Raw genomic sequence first — 18,040 nt, forward strand, 5'->3', positions numbered from 1 at the left:
GGCCGAGGGCGGGGAACGAAGGGCCGGCGACCCGTCCGGCGCAGGAGCCGTCATCCTGTGCGGGACTGCTACCAGTGGACAGCGTGCTCTCGCGTGCGGGGAGCGCGCACAGGGCACCGGTGTGAGCGCTCGGTTCACACGGGGCGCGTGAGCCTGTGCCGCGAGCCCCACCGTCGTGCTGGGGCCGAGTGGTGACCTGACCGTCGGCCGGGGCTGAGCGCGCAGTTCCCCGCGCCCCTTCGGGGCTCGTGGTGCGGGTCGCCTACCAGCCCCGTGCGCGCCACTCCGGCAGGTGGGGGCGCTCCGCGCCCAAGGACGTGTCGTTGCCGTGGCCCGGGTACACCCAGGTCTCGTCCGGCAGCGTGCCGAAGATCTTCGTCTCGACATCGTGGATCAGACTGGCGAAGGCCTTCGGATCCTTACGTGTGTTGCCCACACCACCCGGGAAGAGACAGTCCCCCGTGAACACATGAGGGTGGCCGTGCGGGTCGTCGTAGACCAGGGCGATCGAGCCGGGTGTGTGGCCCACCAGATGACGGGCGGTCAGTTCCACGCGACCGACCCGGATCGTGTCGCCGTCCCCGACCGGTACATCCGTCGGGACGGGGATGCCGTCGACGTCGTCCCGTCCCGCGTACGTACGCGCGCCCGTGGCCTCCACGACCTCGGCGAGGGCCTGCCAGTGGTCGCCGTGCTGATGCGTGGTCACGACGGAGGCGATTCCGTCGGCGCCGATCAGGGTGAGCAGAGTGCCGGCGTCGTTCGCCGCGTCGATCAGCAGCTGCTCGTCCGTGGCCCGACAGCGCAGTACGTAGGCGTTGTTGTCCATCGGGCCGACCGCGACTTTGGAGATCATCAGGTCCCGCAGCTCGTGCACATCTGCAGGGCCGCCGACCCTCACCGCTCCGCTGTACGTCATGCCGCTCAGCCTATAGCGGGGGCAGGGCGGGAAGCGGTCCGCCCTCCGCACTCGGAGCCGACCCCTCGCGGCGTCCCGCGAGCCAGCCGAGCAGGACGGGTGGGGGGCCGGTCACGGTGACCTCGGGGGCATCCCCGGCGTCTTCGGGGTCGCGTCCCGTGGTCCACGCGCGCGTGCCGTCCATGACGCGTGTGGAGGGGACCTCGGGATGCTCGGCGAAGCGGTCCGCGAGGAAGGCGATCTCGCGCACCGTGAACTCCTCCGGCAGGTCCTCCAGCTCGTAGCCGATGCCCAGGTCGACGTGGTGCAGTTCGACCTCGATCCAGCGCCGGAACGGCACGCGGGCCGCCGAGTCGGTGACCCCGTTGCGCAGTTCCACGGTCCGGGACCAGTCGGCGGGCGCGGCCCCGCTCTCCTGGAAGCGGGCCGCGCTGTCGCGGAGGTCGACGAGCTGCGCCTTCAGTGGGCGGGGGGCGTCCCGCTCGATCTCGGCGTCCCGGGCCTGTCCGGAGGAATACATCGGCCGGCCCTCAAGGACGTTCACCAGGGCGTCCGCGTTGCGGGCGAGATGGGCCAGGACGTGTCCGCGGCTCCAGCCGGGCAGCCGTGACGGTTCGGTCACATCGGCGTTGTCCAGGGCGGCGACTGCGGTGAGCAGCCGTTCGGTCGCGTCACGTACAGACGCCAGGTCGCGCACATGATCGTTCATGGGTCCGACGATAGCTCCGCCACACGTTCGGGTGAAGGTGGTGGACGACGTCCGCAAATCGAATGTGCGTGCTATAAGGTCGGGGGCGGCGCCGGGCATTCTTGGAAGTCCGGGATTGTTCTCATCGAGGCGAACCGAACCGGCGTTGTCAGTGGCTCCCCCTAGTCTGAGAAAAGACGTGGGGCCTCGGCCCTGTCGCTTCTCTCTAGAAAGGTGCGGACCCGGCGTGGCCGACCGTCTCATCGTCCGTGGAGCGCGCGAGCACAACCTGAAGAATGTCTCGCTCGACCTTCCGCGCGACTCGCTCATCGTCTTCACGGGCCTGTCCGGGTCGGGCAAGTCCTCGCTGGCCTTCGACACGATCTTCGCCGAGGGACAGCGGCGCTACGTGGAGTCCCTGTCCTCGTACGCCCGGCAATTCCTCGGTCAGATGGACAAGCCGGACGTGGACTTCATCGAGGGTCTCTCCCCGGCCGTCTCCATCGACCAGAAGTCGACCTCGCGCAACCCGCGCTCGACGGTCGGCACCATCACCGAGGTCTACGACTACCTGCGTCTGCTCTTCGCGCGCATCGGCAAGCCGCACTGCCCCGAGTGCGGCCGTCCCATCTCGCGCCAGTCGCCGCAGGCCATCGTCGACAAGGTCCTGGAGCTTCCGCAGGGCAGCCGGTTCCAGGTGCTCTCGCCGCTGGTGCGCGAGCGCAAGGGAGAGTTCGTCGACCTCTTCGCCGACCTCCAGACCAAGGGGTACAGCAGGGCCCGGGTCGACGGCGAGACGATCCAGCTCACCGAGCCGCCCACGCTGAAGAAGCAGGAGAAGCACACCATCGAGGTGGTCGTCGACCGCCTCACGGTCAAGGAGGGCGCCAAGCGCCGTCTGACCGACTCCGTGGAGACCGCGCTCGGCCTCTCCGGCGGCATGGTCGTGCTCGACTTCGTCGACCTCCCGGCCGACGACCCCGAGCGCGAGCGCATGTACTCGGAGCACCTGTACTGCGCGTACGACGACCTGTCCTTCGAGGAGATGGAGCCCCGCTCCTTCTCCTTCAACTCGCCCTTCGGCGCCTGCCCGGAGTGCTCCGGCATCGGCACGCGCATGGAGGTCGACGCCGAGCTGATCGTCCCCGACGAGGACAAGTCGCTCGACGAGGGCGCCATCCACCCCTGGTCGCACGGCCACACCAAGGACTACTTCGCCCGCCTGATCGGAGCCCTCGCGGACGCGCTGGGATTCCGGACCGACATCCCCTTCGCCGGTCTCCCGCAGCGCGCCAAGAAGGCCCTCCTGTACGGCCACAAGACGCAGATCGAGGTCCGCTACCGCAACCGGTACGGCAGGGAGCGCGTGTACACCACGCCCTTCGAAGGCGCCGTCCCCTTCGTGAAGCGCCGGCACGGCGAGGCCGAGAGCGACACGAGCCGCGAGCGCTTCGAGGGCTACATGCGCGAGGTGCCCTGCCCCACCTGTGAGGGCACGCGCCTCAAGCCGGTCGTCCTCGCGGTCACGGTCATGGAGAAGTCCATCGCCGAGGTCTCCGCCATGTCCATCAGCGACTGCGCGGACTTCCTGGGCAAGCTGCGCCTCGACGCGCGCGACAAGAAGATCGCCGAGCGCGTCCTGAAGGAGGTCAACGAAAGGCTGCGGTTCCTGGTCGACGTCGGCCTCGACTACCTGTCGCTGAACCGCGCGGCGGGCACCCTCTCCGGCGGCGAGGCCCAGCGCATCCGGCTGGCCACCCAGATCGGCTCCGGCCTCGTGGGCGTCCTGTACGTCCTCGACGAGCCCTCCATCGGACTGCACCAGCGGGACAACCACCGCCTCATCGAGACGCTGGTCCGGCTGCGCGACATGGGCAACACCCTCATCGTCGTCGAGCACGACGAGGACACCATCAAGGTCGCCGACTGGATCGTCGACATCGGCCCCGGCGCGGGCGAGCACGGCGGCCACGTCGTGCACAGCGGCTCCCTGAAGGAGCTCCTCGCCAACGAGGAGTCGCAGACCGGTCAGTACCTGTCCGGCAGGAAGGCCATCCCGCTGCCCGACGTCCGGCGCCCGCGCGACCCCTCCCGGCAGCTCACGGTGCACGGAGCCCGCGAGAACAACCTCCGGGACATCGACGTGTCGTTCCCGCTGGGGATCCTCACGGCCGTCACGGGTGTCTCCGGTTCCGGCAAGTCGACGCTGGTCAACGACATCCTGTACACGCACCTGGCCCGCGAGCTGAACGGCGCGAGGAGCGTTCCCGGCCGCCACACGCGCGTGGAGGGTGACGACCTCGTCGACAAGGTCGTGCACGTCGACCAGTCGCCCATCGGCCGCACCCCCCGGTCCAACCCGGCGACGTACACCGGCGTCTTCGACCACGTCCGCAAGCTGTTCGCCGAGACCACCGAGGCGAAGGTCCGCGGCTATCTGCCCGGCCGCTTCTCCTTCAACGTCAAGGGCGGTCGCTGCGAGAACTGCTCGGGCGACGGCACGATCAAGATCGAGATGAACTTCCTGCCGGACGTGTACGTCCCGTGCGAGGTCTGCCACGGGGCCCGCTACAACCGGGAGACCTTGGACGTCCACTACAAGGGCAAGTCCATCGCCGACGTCCTGAACATGCCGATCGAGGAAGCCATGAACTTCTTCGAGGCGGTGCCGGGGATCGCCCGTCACCTCAGGACCCTGAACGACGTCGGCCTCGGCTATGTCCGGCTCGGCCAGTCCGCCACGACCCTGTCCGGCGGTGAGGCCCAGCGCGTGAAGCTCGCCAGCGAGCTGCAGAAGAGGTCCACCGGTCGCACGGTGTACGTCCTCGACGAGCCGACCACCGGTCTGCACTTCGAGGACATCAGCAAGCTGCTCGTCGTGCTGTCCGGCCTGGTCGAGAAGGGCAACACGGTCATCGTCATCGAGCACAACCTCGACGTGATCAAGACCGCCGACTGGGTCGTCGACATGGGTCCCGAGGGTGGTGCGGGCGGCGGCATCGTCGTCGCCGAGGGCACGCCCGAGGAGGTGGCCGGGGTGTCGACCAGCCACACGGGCAAGTTCCTGCAGGAGGTGCTGGGCGCCGAGCGTGTCAGCGACGCCTCACGGGCGAAGCCCGTGCGCAGGACCGCCGCCAAGAAGGCCGTGGCGGCCACGGCGACGACGAGGAAGACGGCGACGGCGAAGTCCGCGGCGGCGAAGTCCGCGGCGGCCAAGGGTGCCAATGGCACGGTCGCCAAGAAGGCGGCTCCGGCGAAGAAGGCGGCCCGGGCCCGTAAGGCCTGAATCGGGTGCCGGTAACGTCACGCGCCGCGCCCCACGGGAGAGTCCGTGGGGCGCGGCGCGTGTTGCGCCCAGGGGGTGCCAGGTCCGGCCGGCTTGTGTCTGCGGGCCCGTCGTGGCTGGTCGCGCAGTTCCCCGCGCCCCTTACGGGCGCTCGCGCGGTTCCCTGCGACCCTTCGGGGCGCTCAGAAGGTGTTCAGTTCATGGGCGTACGGCGGTTCCGCGCCTGCTCGGGAGCAGGTGATTGCCGCGGCTCGTGCGGCGAACCGCAGCAGCTTGTTCCAGCCGTCGGCCCCCAGGCCCGCCGGTCCCGCGTCGGACAGCGCGTCGCGGGCGGCGAGGCCGTGCAGCAGTGCCGCGTTCACCGTGTCGCCCGCGCCGATCGTGTCCACCACGTCGACCGGTTCGCCCGGCACGGAGTACTCGCCGCCGTCGCGGGTGAAGGCGGTCAGCCCGTCGCCGCCCCGGGTGATCACGACGGCCGAAGGGCCGGAGGCCAGCCACTCGCGCGGGGTGCCGCCCAGCCAGCCGGCGTCCTCCTCGGACAGCTTGAGCAGTGACACCGAGGGCAGCCAGCTCTTGAACCGGGCCCGATAGGCGTCCGGGTCGGGGATGAGTCCCGCGCGGATGTTCGGATCCAGCGTGGTGAACACACCCTGGGCGGACGCGCTCCGCATCAGCTCCTCGTACGCGCTCGCACCCGGCTCCAGGACGAGCGAACAGGTACCGAAGGACACCGCCCGTGTCCCGTCGGGGAGTCGGTCGGGCGCCGAGAACAACCGGTCCGCGGTGCCCTCGACGTAGAAGGAGTACCCGGCCGAGCCGTCCGCGGCGATGGACGCGACGGCGAGGGTCGTGGGCTCGGCGCCCCGCTGCACGGACGACACATCGACGCCGGCCTCACGCAGCCCGCCGACCAGGGCCTCACCGAAGGCGTCGGTCGAGACCCGGGAGCAGAAGGCAGTGCGGGAACCGAGCCGGCCCAGCGCGACCGCCGTGTTGTACGGGCCGCCGCCGCGGCGCGGGGCGAGTGGGGCGAGCGCGCCCGACTCGCTGGGCACCAGGTCGATCAGGGCCTCACCGGCGACGACGATCACGAGACGGTTCCTTTCTCGGGGCAGCTCTCGGGGCAACCGCACGAGGTGCGGTGTACGAAGGCGGAGGGCAGCCGGACCGTACGGGCGGGCCGGCCGGGGGAGCCCAGCCGTTCCAGCAGCAGTCGTACGGCCTGGGCCCCGATCTCCTTGCTGGGCTGGGAGATCGCGGTGAGCCGGGGCGAGAAGAGGTCCGCCCAGGAGAAGTCGTCGAAGCAGCACAGGGCCAGATCGCCGGGCACGGACACCTTCCGTGCGCGGACGGCCCGCAGCGCGCCGATGGTCATCGCGTTGTTGGCGGTGATCAGCGCTGTCGGCGGTGCCGGGAGGGACAGCAGTGCCTGGGTCGCGCGCTCGGCGCCCGCCGCCTCCGAGTTGCCGGGGATCACGAGCCGTTCTTCGTAGGCGAGTCCCGCGCCGGCCAGGCCGAGCCGGTAGCCGGTGATCCGCTCGCTCGTCGTACTGAGGCCCGCGAGGCCCGCGACCAGGCCGATCCTGCGGTGACCCAGTTCGGCGAGGTGGGTGACCAGGCGCGTGACCGGCTCGGTGTTCTCCGCGGAGACCTGGTCGAACGTGAAACCGGGCGCCGGGACGTCGTCGACCAGCCGGTCCAGGAACACCGTGGGTACGCCGTGGCGCCCGAGATAGCCGATCAGATCCCGCGGATCGGCGGAGGGCGCGACGATCATGCCGTCCACGCGCCGCTCGTGCAGCAGCTGGACCACCTTGCGCTCGTGGACCGGATCGTCGTGCGGATCCGCGATCAACAGGCTGTAGCCGTGCTCCAGGGCGCTCGCCTCCACACCCTGGAGGATCTCCGTGAAGTAGGGGTTGCTGATCGCCGACACCGCGAGTCCGATGGACCGGGTGCGTGCGGTGACCAGGGATCTGGCCAGGCCGTTCGGGGTGTAGCCGAGTGTCTCGATGGCGTCGAGAACGGCTTGGCGCGTGTGCGGGAGCACCGGGCGCGTGTCGTTGAGCACGTGCGAGACCGTCGCGACGGACACGCCCGCGTGCCGGGCCACGTCGGCCATCGTCGCCATGCTGTCTCCTCGGTGCCTTCTCCGGAGGCCCGGAACGGGCGGCCCGCCCGCGAAAGTACCCCATTCGACGGTGCACGTAAACGCTTACGCAAGCGTTTACGCGTCGAGAGGGAGGAGGGTGCTCACTCCCAGTCCCACCCGATCCCCACGAGCCCCGACCGCACCCGTTGCTCCACCATGTGGACCGACCGGTGGTGGCCGCTCAGGGGAAGTTCCTGGCGGCCGCTGCGGGGCGCCGCCGCCGAGTGCTGGGCGAAGCGGTGGCAGCGCACGGGCAGCGTCCCCTCGGCGAAGCGCACCTCAAGGGCGTACTGCCCGCCGGAGAAGCCGAAACCGCGGACGTACTCGCCGGACGCGCCGGCCGTGCCGTCCTCGACGCCGTAGCGGAACAGGAAGGTGTCGCCCGCCCGCAACAGCGTGTCGAAGAGGAGCTCGGCCACGAGCACGCCGGTCTCGTGGTGCCAGAGCACGCGCCCCGTGCGGCAGTTCTCCAGGGCGTGCACGGTCATGCGTTCCGGGGCGCAGCCGGGATCGCCGTGGTGGACGGCCACATAGCGGTCGACGCCGTCCTTGTGGGCGCGCACGATGTGCTGGGAGTCGCGCCCCAGCAGCTCGCGGCGGGCGCCGATCCGTACGCGTTCGTGCTGGCCGAGGGCGAGCAGTCCGCCGTCGAGCGGTGAGTCGAGCTCGGCCAGCAGCTTCTCCAGGGCTCCGGAGGCCTCGACCAGTGAGCGGTACGAGCGGGCCGAGGGGCGTTCCGCGGCGGTGTGCTCGTCGGCCGTCGTGAGCAGGCGGATCAGCGACTCGTCCGGCAGCTGGAGTATCTCCTCCAGGGCGCGCACGGCCCGCAGGGACTCGGCCCGCTGGGGGCGCCGGGCGCCCTGCTGCCAGTAGCTCAGGCTCGTCACGCCGACCTTGACCCCGTACCGCGTCAGATGGTGCTGTACGCGCTGCAGCGGCAGTCCGCGAGCGGTGATCGCGGCGCGCAGCGCGACATGGAAGGGGCCGGTCCGCAGAGTCGTGTCCAGTTCCGCCGCGACGACGTCCACGTCCGCGTGCTGTGTGCCGTGCCGCATGCAGGGGCCCTTCTTTTGAAGCTCACAACGGCTGGTCGGGCCGTTCGCACTGCTCAACGGGGCCGCCCCGGTCGGCGTACGGGGGATGGTCACATGCGTACGCCGTGGTTCCCGGCCCAAGTAATCCCGCATTGAAGCCTGTTGACCAGGCCCGGACAACACCTGATGCGCAACTTCGCTGTCACCGGCGCTTTCGGGCGCGGACGTGCGGGCGCGGGCACGCGGCGAAGGCGCGGAGGCCGAGCGGTGGCTCAAGGCCGAAGAGGACGACGAGGCCGACGAGGATCACGGGCGGCGAAGGCGTTAGGCGCCCTCAGGACGCGGGCCGCGGATCCTCGCCCGGACATGCGGCGGCCCGGAGTGCGGGCGGTGAGGGTCCGACGCGAGTGCGTCCTGGACCCGGTGACACGCCTGCGCTCCGGGCCGCCTTCGTGCTGCGGAACGGCGGAGTGGCCGTCCGGCTCAGGGGCGGGCGTCTCTGTCGGGCTGCGTCGACCGCAGGCGCTTGGCACGCACGATGTCGGGGTCGCGGGGGTCGAGGCCGGACAGCAGGCTGTCGCCGAACTGCTCCTCGTCCTGGTACGGGCGGACCCGGACCGACCGCCGTGTCTTCTCGATCCGTGTCTGTCGCATCTTCCGCAGCCCTTCGGTCATCGACCCGACGCCCTTGTCCGGGGCGGTGGATCCACCTGCATCTGCATTGCTAAGAGCATTGCCCCGAATTGTCTTCGTGTCGTCACGGCCAGCCCCCGAAACAGGTTCCGGTTCACCTCAATTGCCCACCTCCCGCCAGCCGTAACCGTCCACGTCCGAAGGGGTGTTGGGTGAGCGGTCCGGCGGCGTGCCCTCAGGGGGTGCGGCATCGGCCGGTCGAGGGGGCGGGAAGGGGTTCCGGCGGGCCGATCTCGACACCCTGATCAGGGCATGCCAGGCGACCTCCGGGGTCGGACCCGGCCGGATCGAAGCCCGGAGCGGTCCGGACCGGGCCCGGCCCGCGGCGGCGGGCCGTCGCGCTGTCACACCCCGCCAGTAGGGTGTGAGACATGGCCGACCCCTCCAGCTACCGCCCCAAGCCGGGACAGATCCCCGACTCGCCAGGGGTCTACAGATTCCGCGACGAGCACCGCCGGGTGATCTACGTCGGGAAGGCGAAGAGCCTGCGCCAGCGCCTGGCCAGCTACTTCCAGGACCTCTCCAATCTCCACCCGCGTACGCGCACGATGGTCACCACGGCCGCGTCGGTGGAGTGGACCGTGGTGTCCACGGAGGTCGAGGCGCTCCAGCTGGAGTACTCCTGGATCAAGGAGTACGACCCCCGGTTCAACGTGAAGTACCGCGACGACAAGAGCTACCCCTACCTCGCGGTCACCATGAACGAGCGCTTCCCGCGTGTGCAGGTGATGCGCGGCCAGAAGAAGAAGGGCGTGCGCTACTTCGGTCCCTACGGACACGCGTGGGCGATCCGCGACACCGTGGACCTGCTGCTGCGCGTCTTCCCCGTCCGGACGTGCTCCGCGGGCGTGTTCAAGAATGCCGAGCGGACGGGCCGCCCCTGCCTGCTGGGCTACATCGGCAAGTGCTCCGCCCCGTGCGTCGGACGGGTCTCGCCCGAGGAGCACCGCGAACTCGCCGAGGAGTTCAGCGACTTCATGACCGGCCGCACGGGCACGTACATCCGCCGCCTGGAGCGGCAGATGACGGACGCCGCCGAGGACATGGAGTACGAGCGGGCCGGTCGGCTGCGCGACGACATCGGGGCCCTCAAGAAGGCCATGGAGAAGAGCGCCGTCGTGCTCGCCGACGCGACGGACGCCGACCTGATCGCACTGGCCGAGGACGAGCTGGAAGCCGCCGTGCAGATCTTCCACGTACGCGGCGGCCGGGTGCGCGGCCAGCGCGGCTGGGTCACCGACAAGGTCGAGGCGGTCACCACGGGCGACCTCGTCGAGCACGCGCTCCAGCAGCTGTACGGGGAGGAGACCGGCGACTCCGTACCGAAGGAGGTACTCGTCCCGGCCCTGCCCGACCCCCTGGAGCCCGTCCAGGAGTGGCTCACCGAGCGACGCGGGTCGAACGTGTCGCTGCGCATCCCGCAGCGCGGCGACAAGAAGGCCCTCATGGAGACGGTCGAGCGCAACGCCCTGCATTCGCTCGCCCTCCACAAGACCAAGCGCGCCTCCGACCTGACGACCCGCTCCCGCGCGCTGGAGGAGATCGCCGAGGCCCTCGGCCTGGACAGCGCGCCCCTGCGGGTCGAGTGCTACGACATCTCGCACCTTCAGGGCGACGACGTCGTGGCGTCGATGGTCGTCTTCGAGGACGGGCTGAGCCGCAAGAGCGAGTACCGCCGCTTCCAGATCAAGGGCTTCGAGGGCCAGGACGACGTCCGCTCCATGCACGAGGTGATCACCCGCCGCTTCAGGCGGTACCTCGGAGAGAAGGAGAAGACCGGCGAGTGGGCCGACGGCGAGGCGGGTCTCACCGAGGAGGACGGGCGGCCCAAGCGTTTCGCGTACCCGCCGCAGCTGGTCGTCGTCGACGGCGGCAAACCGCAGGTCGCGGCCGCCCAGCGGGCCCTGGACGAGCTGGGCATCGACGACATCGCCGTCTGCGGCCTCGCCAAGCGCCTCGAAGAGGTCTGGCTGCCCGGCGACGACGACCCGGTGGTACTGCCACGTACCAGTGAAGGGCTCTATCTTCTTCAGCGTGTGCGCGACGAGGCGCACCGCTTCGCGATCACCTACCAGCGCACCAAGCGGGCCCGGCGCTTCAGGGCGAGCCCGCTCGACGACGTGCCGGGGCTCGGTGAGACTCGTAAGCAGGCATTGATCAAGCATTTCGGTTCGGTGAAAAAGCTGCGATCCGCGACAATCGACCAGATCTGCGAGGTTCCCGGCATAGGCCGTAAGACGGCCGAGTCGATCGCCGTGGCCTTCGCCCAGGCGGCCCCGGTGGCTCCCGCCGTGAACACCGCCACTGGAGAGATCATGGAAGACGAGGATCACGTGGAGGACGCGGCACCCGAAACGACGGCGGGTGTCGCGGAGGAGCCCGTGTCCGCGGGCGCCTCGGACGAGCGACGGGGGCAGGAAAGATGACCGAGAACGAGCAGGAAGAACCGGCGGCGCCGCGCACGACGGACGCCGGAAGCGACGTGTCGCACACAGCTGAAACCGAGGCACCGCACAAGGAAGCACGCGAAAATCGACCGCAGCGGACGGCGGCGGCCGACCCGGCCGGCGGAGCCGACGACGCGGAACAGAAAGACGGAGCGGAAGTGAACACGGGCACGACCATCGACAAGGCAGGCGTCCCCGAGGCGGCCATTCCGGAGCTGGTGATCATCTCCGGGATGTCGGGCGCGGGCCGGTCCACCGCCGCCAAGTGTCTGGAGGACCTGGGCTGGTTCGTCGTCGACAACCTGCCGCCCGCGCTGATCCCCACCATGGTGGAGCTCGGCGCGCGCTCGCAGGGGAACGTGGCGAGGATCGCGGTCGTCGTCGACGTCCGCGGCCGCCGCTTCTTCGACAACCTGCGCGAGTCCCTCGCCGACCTGGAGACCAAGCACGTCACCCGGCGGATCGTCTTCCTGGAGTCCTCGGACGACGCCCTGGTGCGCCGCTTCGAGGGAGTGCGCCGGCCGCACCCGCTCCAGGGCGACGGCCGCATCGTCGACGGCATCGCCGCCGAACGCGAACTGCTGCGCGAGCTGCGCGGCGACGCCGACCTGGTGATCGACACCTCCAGCCTGAACGTGCACGAGCTGCGCGCCAAGATGGACGCCCAGTTCGCCGGGGAGGAGGAGCCCGAGCTGCGGGCCACCGTCATGTCCTTCGGCTTCAAGTACGGCCTGCCGGTCGACGCCGACCTGGTCGTGGACATGCGGTTCCTGCCCAACCCGCACTGGGTCCCGGAGCTGCGCCAGTACACCGGCCTCAACGAGGAGGTGGCCGGGTACGTCTTCAACCAGCCCGGCGCCAAGGAGTTCCTGGACCGGTACGCCGAGCTGCTGCAGCTCATCCGCACGGGCTACCGCCGTGAGGGCAAGCGGTACGTGACCATCGCGGTCGGCTGCACCGGCGGCAAGCACCGCTCCGTCGCCATGTCGGAGAAGCTCGCGGCCCGCCTGGTGTCCGAGGGAGTGGAGACGGTCGTCGTCCACCGGGACATGGGCCGCGAATGACACGACGTTCTCTGCGGCTGGACCGGCTGCGGCGGGGCGGTATCGACGGGCGCGGTATCGACGGGCCCGGCGGCAGGCCCGTCGACGCCCGCGGTGCCAAGCCCACCGAGGCCCGCGGCGCGAAGCCGCGGCGCCGCGGCGCCCAGCCCAAGGTCGTCGCGCTGGGCGGGGGCATGGGCCTGTCCGCCTCGCTCGCCGCCCTGCGCCGCATCACCGGCGACCTCACGGCCGTCGTCACGGTCGCGGACGACGGCGGCTCCAGCGGCCGGCTGCGCGACGAGCTGGGCGTACTGCCGCCCGGTGACCTGCGCAAGGCGCTGGCCGCGCTGTGCGGCGACGACGAATGGGGCCAGACCTGGGCCCGGGTCATCCAGCACCGCTTCCAGTCCCAGGGCGAACTGCACGAGCACGCGGTCGGCAATCTGCTGATCGTCGCCCTGTGGGAGCAGCTCGGCGACCACGTCCAGGCGCTCGACCTGGTCGGCAGGCTGCTGGGCGCGCACGGGCGGGTGCTGCCCATGTCCGCCGTACCCCTGGAGCTCCAGGCGCTGGTCAAGGGGCACGACCCGGACCGGCCCGAGGAGGTCGACACCGTACGGGGCCAGGCGACCGTGGCGCTCACCCCCGGCGAGGTGCAGTCCGTGCACCTCGTGCCGCACGACCCGCCGGCGGTCCCCGAGGCCGTCGCCGCGGTCCTCGACGCGGACTGGGTGGTCCTCGGTCCCGGCTCCTGGTTCTCCTCCGTGATCCCGCATCTGCTCGTGCCCGAGCTGCTCGACGCCCTCACCGAGACGAAGGCGCGCCGGGTCCTCCCGCTGAACCTCGCTCCGCAGCCCGGAGAAACAGAAGGCTTCTCCCCGCAGCGTCATTTGGAGGTTTTGGGACGACACGCCCCTAAACTCGCCCTGGACGTGGTGTTGGCCGACGAGGCCGCCGTGCCCGACCGCGAGATACTCGCCGATGCCGCCAAGCGGTTCGGCGCGGCGGTCGAGCTGGCGCCGGTGGCCAGGACCGACGGGACTCCGAGGCACGATCCGGAGCTGTTGGCCGCCGCGTACGACCGTATTTTTCGGATGCATGGAAGGATCGGCCCATGGCGATGACGGCAGCGGTGAAGGATGAGATCTCCCGGCTTCCCGTCACCCGGACCTGCTGCAGAAAGGCGGAGGTCTCCGCCATCCTGCGGTTCGCGGGCGGCCTTCACCTGGTGAGCGGCCGGATCGTGATCGAGGCGGAGCTGGACACCGCGATGGCGGCGCGACGGCTGAAGCGGGACATTCTTGAGATTTTCGGCCACAGTTCCGAGCTGATCGTGATGGCGCCGGGCGGGTTGCGGCGCGGTTCGCGTTACGTCGTCCGGGTGGTCGCGGGCGGTGACCAGCTGGCCCGCCAGACGGGGCTCGTGGACGGCCGTGGGCGCCCGATCCGGGGTCTGCCGCCGCAGGTGGTCTCGGGGGCCACCTGCGACGCCGAGGCGGCCTGGCGCGGGGCCTTCCTGGCGCACGGCTCGCTCACCGAGCCCGGGCGTTCGTCCTCGCTGGAGGTGACCTGCCCGGGGCCGGAGGCGGCGCTCGCGCTGGTGGGGGCGGCGCGGCGGCTGTCGATCGCGGCCAAGGCCCGCGAGGTGCGGGGCGTGGACCGGGTCGTCGTGCGCGACGGGGACGCCATCGGGGCGCTGCTGACGCGGCTCGGGGCGCACGAGTCCGTGCTGGCGTGGGAGGAGCGGCGGATGCGGCGGGAGGTTCGCGCCACGGCGAATCGTCTCGCCAACTTCGACGACGCGAATCTTCGGCGGTCGGCTCGGGCGGCTGTCGCCGCGGGGGCGCGGGTGCAGCGGGCTCTGGAGATCCTCGCGGACGAGGTTCCCGAGCATCTCGCGGCTGCCGGGCGGTTGCGGATGGAGCACAAGCAGGCGTCGCTTGAGGAGCTGGGGGCTCTCGCGGAGCCGCCGCTCACGAAGGACGCGGTGGCGGGGCGGATTCGGCGGCTTCTCGCGATGGCCGACAAGCGGGCGCAGGATCTTGGGATTCCGGGGACGGAGTCCACGCTGAGCGAGGAGATGGCGGACAACTTGGTGGGCTGACGGCCCCGGGTGTTCGGCTCGGCCGGCGGGGTGGTGTTGCGCCGTTCCCTGCGCCCCTGGGGGTGGGGGATCGAGTGGGTGGTCGGCTTTCGGCTGTACCGGGCTGAGCGCGCCGTTCCCCGCGCCCCTGGGGTGAGTGGGGGTTCGGGTTTTCGGTTGGCTGTCGGGCGTCGTGGGTTGCTCGCGCAGTTCCTCGCGCCCCTGGGTGGGTCGGGGCCCGGGGCGATCGGCATGGCTTGCCCCGCAGCCAGGTGAGACCTGCACCCAACACCTCACCCGTACCCCCACCCACCGATGGGCGCGGGCGACCGAGTGCGGCCCGCACCCGACATTCCACGCGAGCCCCCGTCAACCTCAGGGGCGCGGGGAACTGCGCGGGCAACCCCATGTGACCCGCACCCGACACTCCACGCGAGCCCCACCCCCCCCAGGGGCGCGGGGTACTGCGCGAACCGCCCCCGCCGGACCCGCAGTCGACAGCCCGTCCGCGCGCCCCGCACGGCAACCCCCAACTGGCCCCAACCCAGACCCAGTTGGGGTGAACGCATCCCCTCGCGTCGAGCGTGACGTGCTATTGACTTGACCATGAACTGTCATAAGCCTGGCATCTGTTCGCCGCAGTGGCGGACTACCGCAAGGGGGGCTCATGAGACGAAGAGCGAGATCGATCCTCGCTGCCGGCGCACTCCTGCTCGGCGGAGTGGCCGTCGCACCCATGGCGCAGGCGGAACCGGGCGCCGCGGCCGACCCGGGCGCGGACGAGGTCAAGGTGTTCCGCGCCGACGTCACGAAGGAGCAGGTACCCCTGCTCCTCGCGGCCGGCCAGGACGGCCACGAGCTGAGCGAACGCGTCCCGCAGAAGGGCACGGCCGACGTCGAGGTCTACCTCACCGACAAGCAGGCTGAGGAGCTGGAGGACAAGGGCGTCGACCTCTCCGAGCACAAGCTCTCGGCCAAGGCACGCGCCCGCGTGGCCGCCGCGGGGGACGGCGTCTTCCGGCCGTACAGCGGCGCGGGCAACCTCAAGGAGGAGATCGTCAGGACGGGACAGCAGAACCCGAACCTGACGAAGGTCGTCTCCATCGGCAAGACCCTCCAGGGGCAGGACATCCTGGCCCTCAAGCTCTCCAAGGGCGCCAAGAAGACCAAGGACGGCGCCAAGCCCTCCGTGCTGTACATGTCCAACCAGCACGCCCGTGAGTGGATCACGCCCGAGATGACCCGGCGCCTGCTCCACCACTACCTGGACAACTACGGCAAGGACCGGCGCATCACCAAGCTCGTGGACTCCACCGAGCTGTGGTTCGTGCTGTCCGCCAACCCGGACGGCTACGACTGGACCTTCAAGCCCGAGGGCGACCGTCAGTGGCGTAAGAACCTGCGGGACGTCAACGGCGACGGGGCCCTGACCGTCGGGGACGGCGTCGACCTCAACCGCAACTTCGCCTACAAGTGGGGCTACGACGACGAGGGGTCCTCGCCGTATCCGACCAGCCAGACCTACCGCGGCGCGAGCGCCGGCTCCGAGCCCGAGACCAAGGCGATCGACTCCTTCGAGAAGCGCATCGGCTTCGACTACGGCATCAACTACCACTCCGCCGCCGAACTGCTCCTCTACGGAGTCGGCTGGCAGGTGGCGACGCCGAGCCCCGACGACGTGCTCTACAAGTCCCTCGCCGGCACCCCCGAGAACTCGGCGATCCCCGGCTACCGCCCGCAGGTCTCCTCCGAGCTGTACACGACCAACGGCGAGGCCGACGGACACGCGTCCAACGTCAACGGCACGGCGATGTTCACCCCTGAGATGTCGACCTGCCAGACCGTGTCGAACCTTTACCCGGACGACCCCTGGAACGCCGCGGACTGCGCGTCGGTCTTCACCTTCCCGGACGACGAGAAGCTGATCCAGGAGGAGTTCGTCAAGAACATCCCGTTCGCGCTCTCCGTCGCCGAGTCGGCGGCCGAGCCCGACCAGCCGAAGTCCTCGGTCGGCATCGACGCCCCCGACTTCACCCCCGCCCCCTTCGCCACGTCGTACTCCCGCGGCGCCGACCAGGAAGTCTCCGTGGTCGCCCGCAGGTCCGTACGCGACAAGGAACTGAAGTACCGCGTCGGCAACGGGCGTACGAAGACGCAGTCGCTCAAGGCCTGGAAGGGCGGCGAGACCTACGGCGGCGACGACAACCTCTACTTCGACGAGTACCGCGCAAAGGTCCGCGACGGGGCTCCGGGCGACAAGGTCGAGGTCTGGTTCACCGGCCGGACCCGCGCCGGAAAGCCCACCTCCAGCACGCACTTCACGTACACCGTCGCCGAACGGCCGCGCGCCGACACGCTGGTGATCGCGGAGGAGGGGGCGGCGGCGACCAAGGCGCAGACCTATGTGGACGCGCTGCAGGGCAACGGCCGCAAGGCCGTCGTCTGGGACGTCACCACCCAGGGCGCGCCCGACGCGCTCGGGATTCTGAGCCACTTCAGGAGCGTCGTCCACTACACCGGCGCCGACCGGCCCGGGTACACCACCCAGCTGCAGCTGCGCGCCTACCTCAACGAGGGCGGCAAGCTCGTCGAGGCGGGCGAGCAGGCGGGCGGCCAGGTCGCGCTGCCGGGCGCCCTGACGAACGACTTCAGCCAGTACTACCTGGGCGCCTACTCCCGTACGACGACTCCGGGCGCCACCGCCTTCACCGGCTCGGGGAAGCTCGCGGGCACCGGGGGACCGCTCGGCGACACGCCCGGCAATCCGCTGGACGCGGCGGGCGCCTACAGCGTCACCTCGGACACCCTGCCGGTCGACCGCTACCCGCAGTTCGCCAGCGAGGGCGGCGGCGGATACCCGGGCACCGTCAACCCGTACGGCCCCTACGAAGGCGCGTCCATGGCGGCCGTCACGCACACCGACTACGCCTGGAACCGGCTCACCCGCACGATCGACCTCACCGGTGTGAGCGCGGCCCAGGCGCCCGCCCTGCGCACCCAGCTCCTGTGGGACACCGAGGAGGGCTACGACCACGCGGTGCTGGAGGCGCACACGGCCGGGGCCGACGACTGGACCACGCTGCCCGACAAGGGCGGCGCCACCAGTACGGCCGTCCCCACCGAGTGCGAGGCCGGGTTCTTCATGCAGGGGCACCCCGCTCTCGCGCGCTATCTGACCCGCACCGCGACCGCGTGCACCCCGACCGGCACCAGCGGCTCCTGGAACAGCTTCACCGGGGCCTCCGCGGGCTGGCAGCAGGTCGAGTTCGACCTGTCCGCGTACGCCGGGAAGACCGTGGAGGTGTCGATCAGCTACATCACCGACCCGGGCTCCGGCGGACACGGGGTCCTCGCCGACAACGCCTCCGTCGTGATCGGCGGCACGGCCACCGAGACCGAGGGCTTCGAGACGTCCCTCGGCGCCTGGAAGGTCCCCGGACCGCCCGCGGGCAGCCCCGCGGTCGTCCAGGACTGGGGCCTGTCCGGCGAGCTGTTCAAGACGTACGGCGCGGTCACGACCGGTGACACCGTGCTGTTCGGATTCGGCCTGGAGCACGTCACCGCGGCGGCCGACCGCACTGCCCTGCTGGGCAAGGCACTGGCCGCGATCGGCGGCTGACACGGCCCCGCGGGGCATCGGCCCCGAGGGCGGTCCGTACCCCTACTGGCGGGTACGGACCGCCCTGCCGTGT

At 70.7% G+C, this 18,040-nt stretch carries 12 protein-coding genes; 6 read left to right on the forward strand and 6 right to left on the reverse strand.

Translation table 11 applies throughout. From position 1 onward, the window contains the following. Positions 1 to 262: 262 nt before the first annotated feature. Both J8N05_RS16815 and J8N05_RS16820 read right to left on the reverse strand, forming a co-directional pair. A complete protein-coding gene (locus tag J8N05_RS16815; protein ID WP_210883676.1) occupies positions 263 to 919 on the reverse strand; it encodes an MBL fold metallo-hydrolase in 657 nt (218 codons plus the stop codon). A 10-nt stretch (positions 920 to 929) separates the two neighbouring features. After that, on the reverse strand, positions 930 to 1,628 hold the full coding sequence (locus J8N05_RS16820; protein WP_210883678.1) for a maleylpyruvate isomerase family mycothiol-dependent enzyme: 699 nt from the start codon (positions 1,626 to 1,628) through the stop codon (positions 930 to 932). 226 nt (positions 1,629 to 1,854) lie between these two features. On the opposite strand from J8N05_RS16820, the gene uvrA reads away from it, so the two are divergent. Continuing rightward, complete coding sequence (gene uvrA, locus J8N05_RS16825) at positions 1,855 to 4,893, forward strand: excinuclease ABC subunit UvrA (protein WP_210883679.1); 3,039 nt, start codon at positions 1,855 to 1,857, stop codon at positions 4,891 to 4,893. A gap of 182 nt (positions 4,894 to 5,075) precedes the next feature. Here uvrA and J8N05_RS16830 read toward each other — a convergent pair whose 3' ends face one another. The 4 genes from J8N05_RS16830 to J8N05_RS16845 form a co-directional block, all read right to left on the reverse strand. Next, positions 5,076 to 5,987, reverse strand: coding sequence for a carbohydrate kinase family protein (locus J8N05_RS16830; RefSeq protein WP_210883681.1), 912 nt, complete (start codon positions 5,985 to 5,987; stop codon positions 5,076 to 5,078). After that, entirely contained in the window at positions 5,984 to 7,027 is a 1,044-nt protein-coding gene (locus J8N05_RS16835) for a LacI family DNA-binding transcriptional regulator (protein WP_210883682.1), read from the reverse strand. Before J8N05_RS16835 ends, J8N05_RS16830 begins: the two co-directional genes overlap by 4 nt. Positions 7,028 to 7,149: 122 nt before the next feature. Then, on the reverse strand, positions 7,150 to 8,103 hold the full coding sequence (locus tag J8N05_RS16840) for a hypothetical protein (protein ID WP_210883683.1): 954 nt from the start codon (positions 8,101 to 8,103) through the stop codon (positions 7,150 to 7,152). Positions 8,104 to 8,565: 462 nt separating this feature from the next. Next, positions 8,566 to 8,736: a hypothetical protein gene (locus J8N05_RS16845; protein WP_210883684.1), complete on the reverse strand. Its 171-nt coding sequence runs from the start codon at positions 8,734 to 8,736 to the stop codon at positions 8,566 to 8,568. Between the two features lie 410 nt (positions 8,737 to 9,146). Between J8N05_RS16845 and uvrC the strand changes: the two genes are divergently transcribed. From uvrC to J8N05_RS16870, 5 genes are all read left to right on the forward strand, one after another. Next, positions 9,147 to 11,201 carry an excinuclease ABC subunit UvrC gene (gene uvrC / locus J8N05_RS16850; protein ID WP_210883685.1) on the forward strand — a complete coding sequence of 685 codons (2,055 nt, stop codon included), beginning with the start codon at positions 9,147 to 9,149 and terminating at the stop codon, positions 11,199 to 11,201. Further along, positions 11,198 to 12,286, forward strand: coding sequence for an RNase adapter RapZ (gene rapZ, locus J8N05_RS16855; protein WP_210883687.1), 1,089 nt, complete (start codon positions 11,198 to 11,200; stop codon positions 12,284 to 12,286). The genes uvrC and rapZ overlap by 4 nt, the downstream gene beginning before the upstream one ends. After that, complete coding sequence (locus J8N05_RS16860) at positions 12,283 to 13,389, forward strand: gluconeogenesis factor YvcK family protein (RefSeq protein ID WP_210883688.1); 1,107 nt, start codon at positions 12,283 to 12,285, stop codon at positions 13,387 to 13,389. Before rapZ ends, J8N05_RS16860 begins: the two co-directional genes overlap by 4 nt. After that, entirely contained in the window at positions 13,380 to 14,369 is a 990-nt protein-coding gene (gene whiA / locus J8N05_RS16865; RefSeq protein ID WP_107017634.1) for a DNA-binding protein WhiA, read from the forward strand. The genes J8N05_RS16860 and whiA overlap by 10 nt, the downstream gene beginning before the upstream one ends. 646 nt (positions 14,370 to 15,015) lie before the next feature. Then, entirely contained in the window at positions 15,016 to 17,967 is a 2,952-nt protein-coding gene (locus J8N05_RS16870; RefSeq protein WP_210883690.1) for a M14 family metallopeptidase, read from the forward strand. Positions 17,968 to 18,040: the final 73 nt, after the last annotated feature.

The sequence above is a fragment of the Streptomyces liliiviolaceus genome, from assembly GCF_018070025.1.
Taxonomy (GTDB): domain Bacteria; phylum Actinomycetota; class Actinomycetes; order Streptomycetales; family Streptomycetaceae; genus Streptomyces; species Streptomyces liliiviolaceus.

Coding starts and splice junctions, on each gene's coding strand:
- J8N05_RS16815 (WP_210883676.1), bottom strand. CDS start 919: ATGACGTACAGCGGAGCGGTGAGGGTCGGCGGCCCTGCAGATGTGCAC.
- J8N05_RS16820 (WP_210883678.1), bottom strand. CDS start 1,628: ATGAACGATCATGTGCGCGACCTGGCGTCTGTACGTGACGCGACCGAA.
- J8N05_RS16835 (WP_210883682.1), bottom strand. CDS start 7,027: ATGGCGACGATGGCCGACGTGGCCCGGCACGCGGGCGTGTCCGTCGCG.
- J8N05_RS16840 (WP_210883683.1), bottom strand. CDS start 8,103: ATGCGGCACGGCACACAGCACGCGGACGTGGACGTCGTCGCGGCGGAA.
- J8N05_RS16845 (WP_210883684.1), bottom strand. CDS start 8,736: ATGCGACAGACACGGATCGAGAAGACACGGCGGTCGGTCCGGGTCCGC.
- uvrC (WP_210883685.1), top strand. CDS start 9,147: ATGGCCGACCCCTCCAGCTACCGCCCCAAGCCGGGACAGATCCCCGAC.
- rapZ (WP_210883687.1), top strand. CDS start 11,198: ATGACCGAGAACGAGCAGGAAGAACCGGCGGCGCCGCGCACGACGGAC.
- J8N05_RS16860 (WP_210883688.1), top strand. CDS start 12,283: ATGACACGACGTTCTCTGCGGCTGGACCGGCTGCGGCGGGGCGGTATC.
- whiA (WP_107017634.1), top strand. CDS start 13,380: ATGGCGATGACGGCAGCGGTGAAGGATGAGATCTCCCGGCTTCCCGTC.
- J8N05_RS16870 (WP_210883690.1), top strand. CDS start 15,016: ATGAGACGAAGAGCGAGATCGATCCTCGCTGCCGGCGCACTCCTGCTC.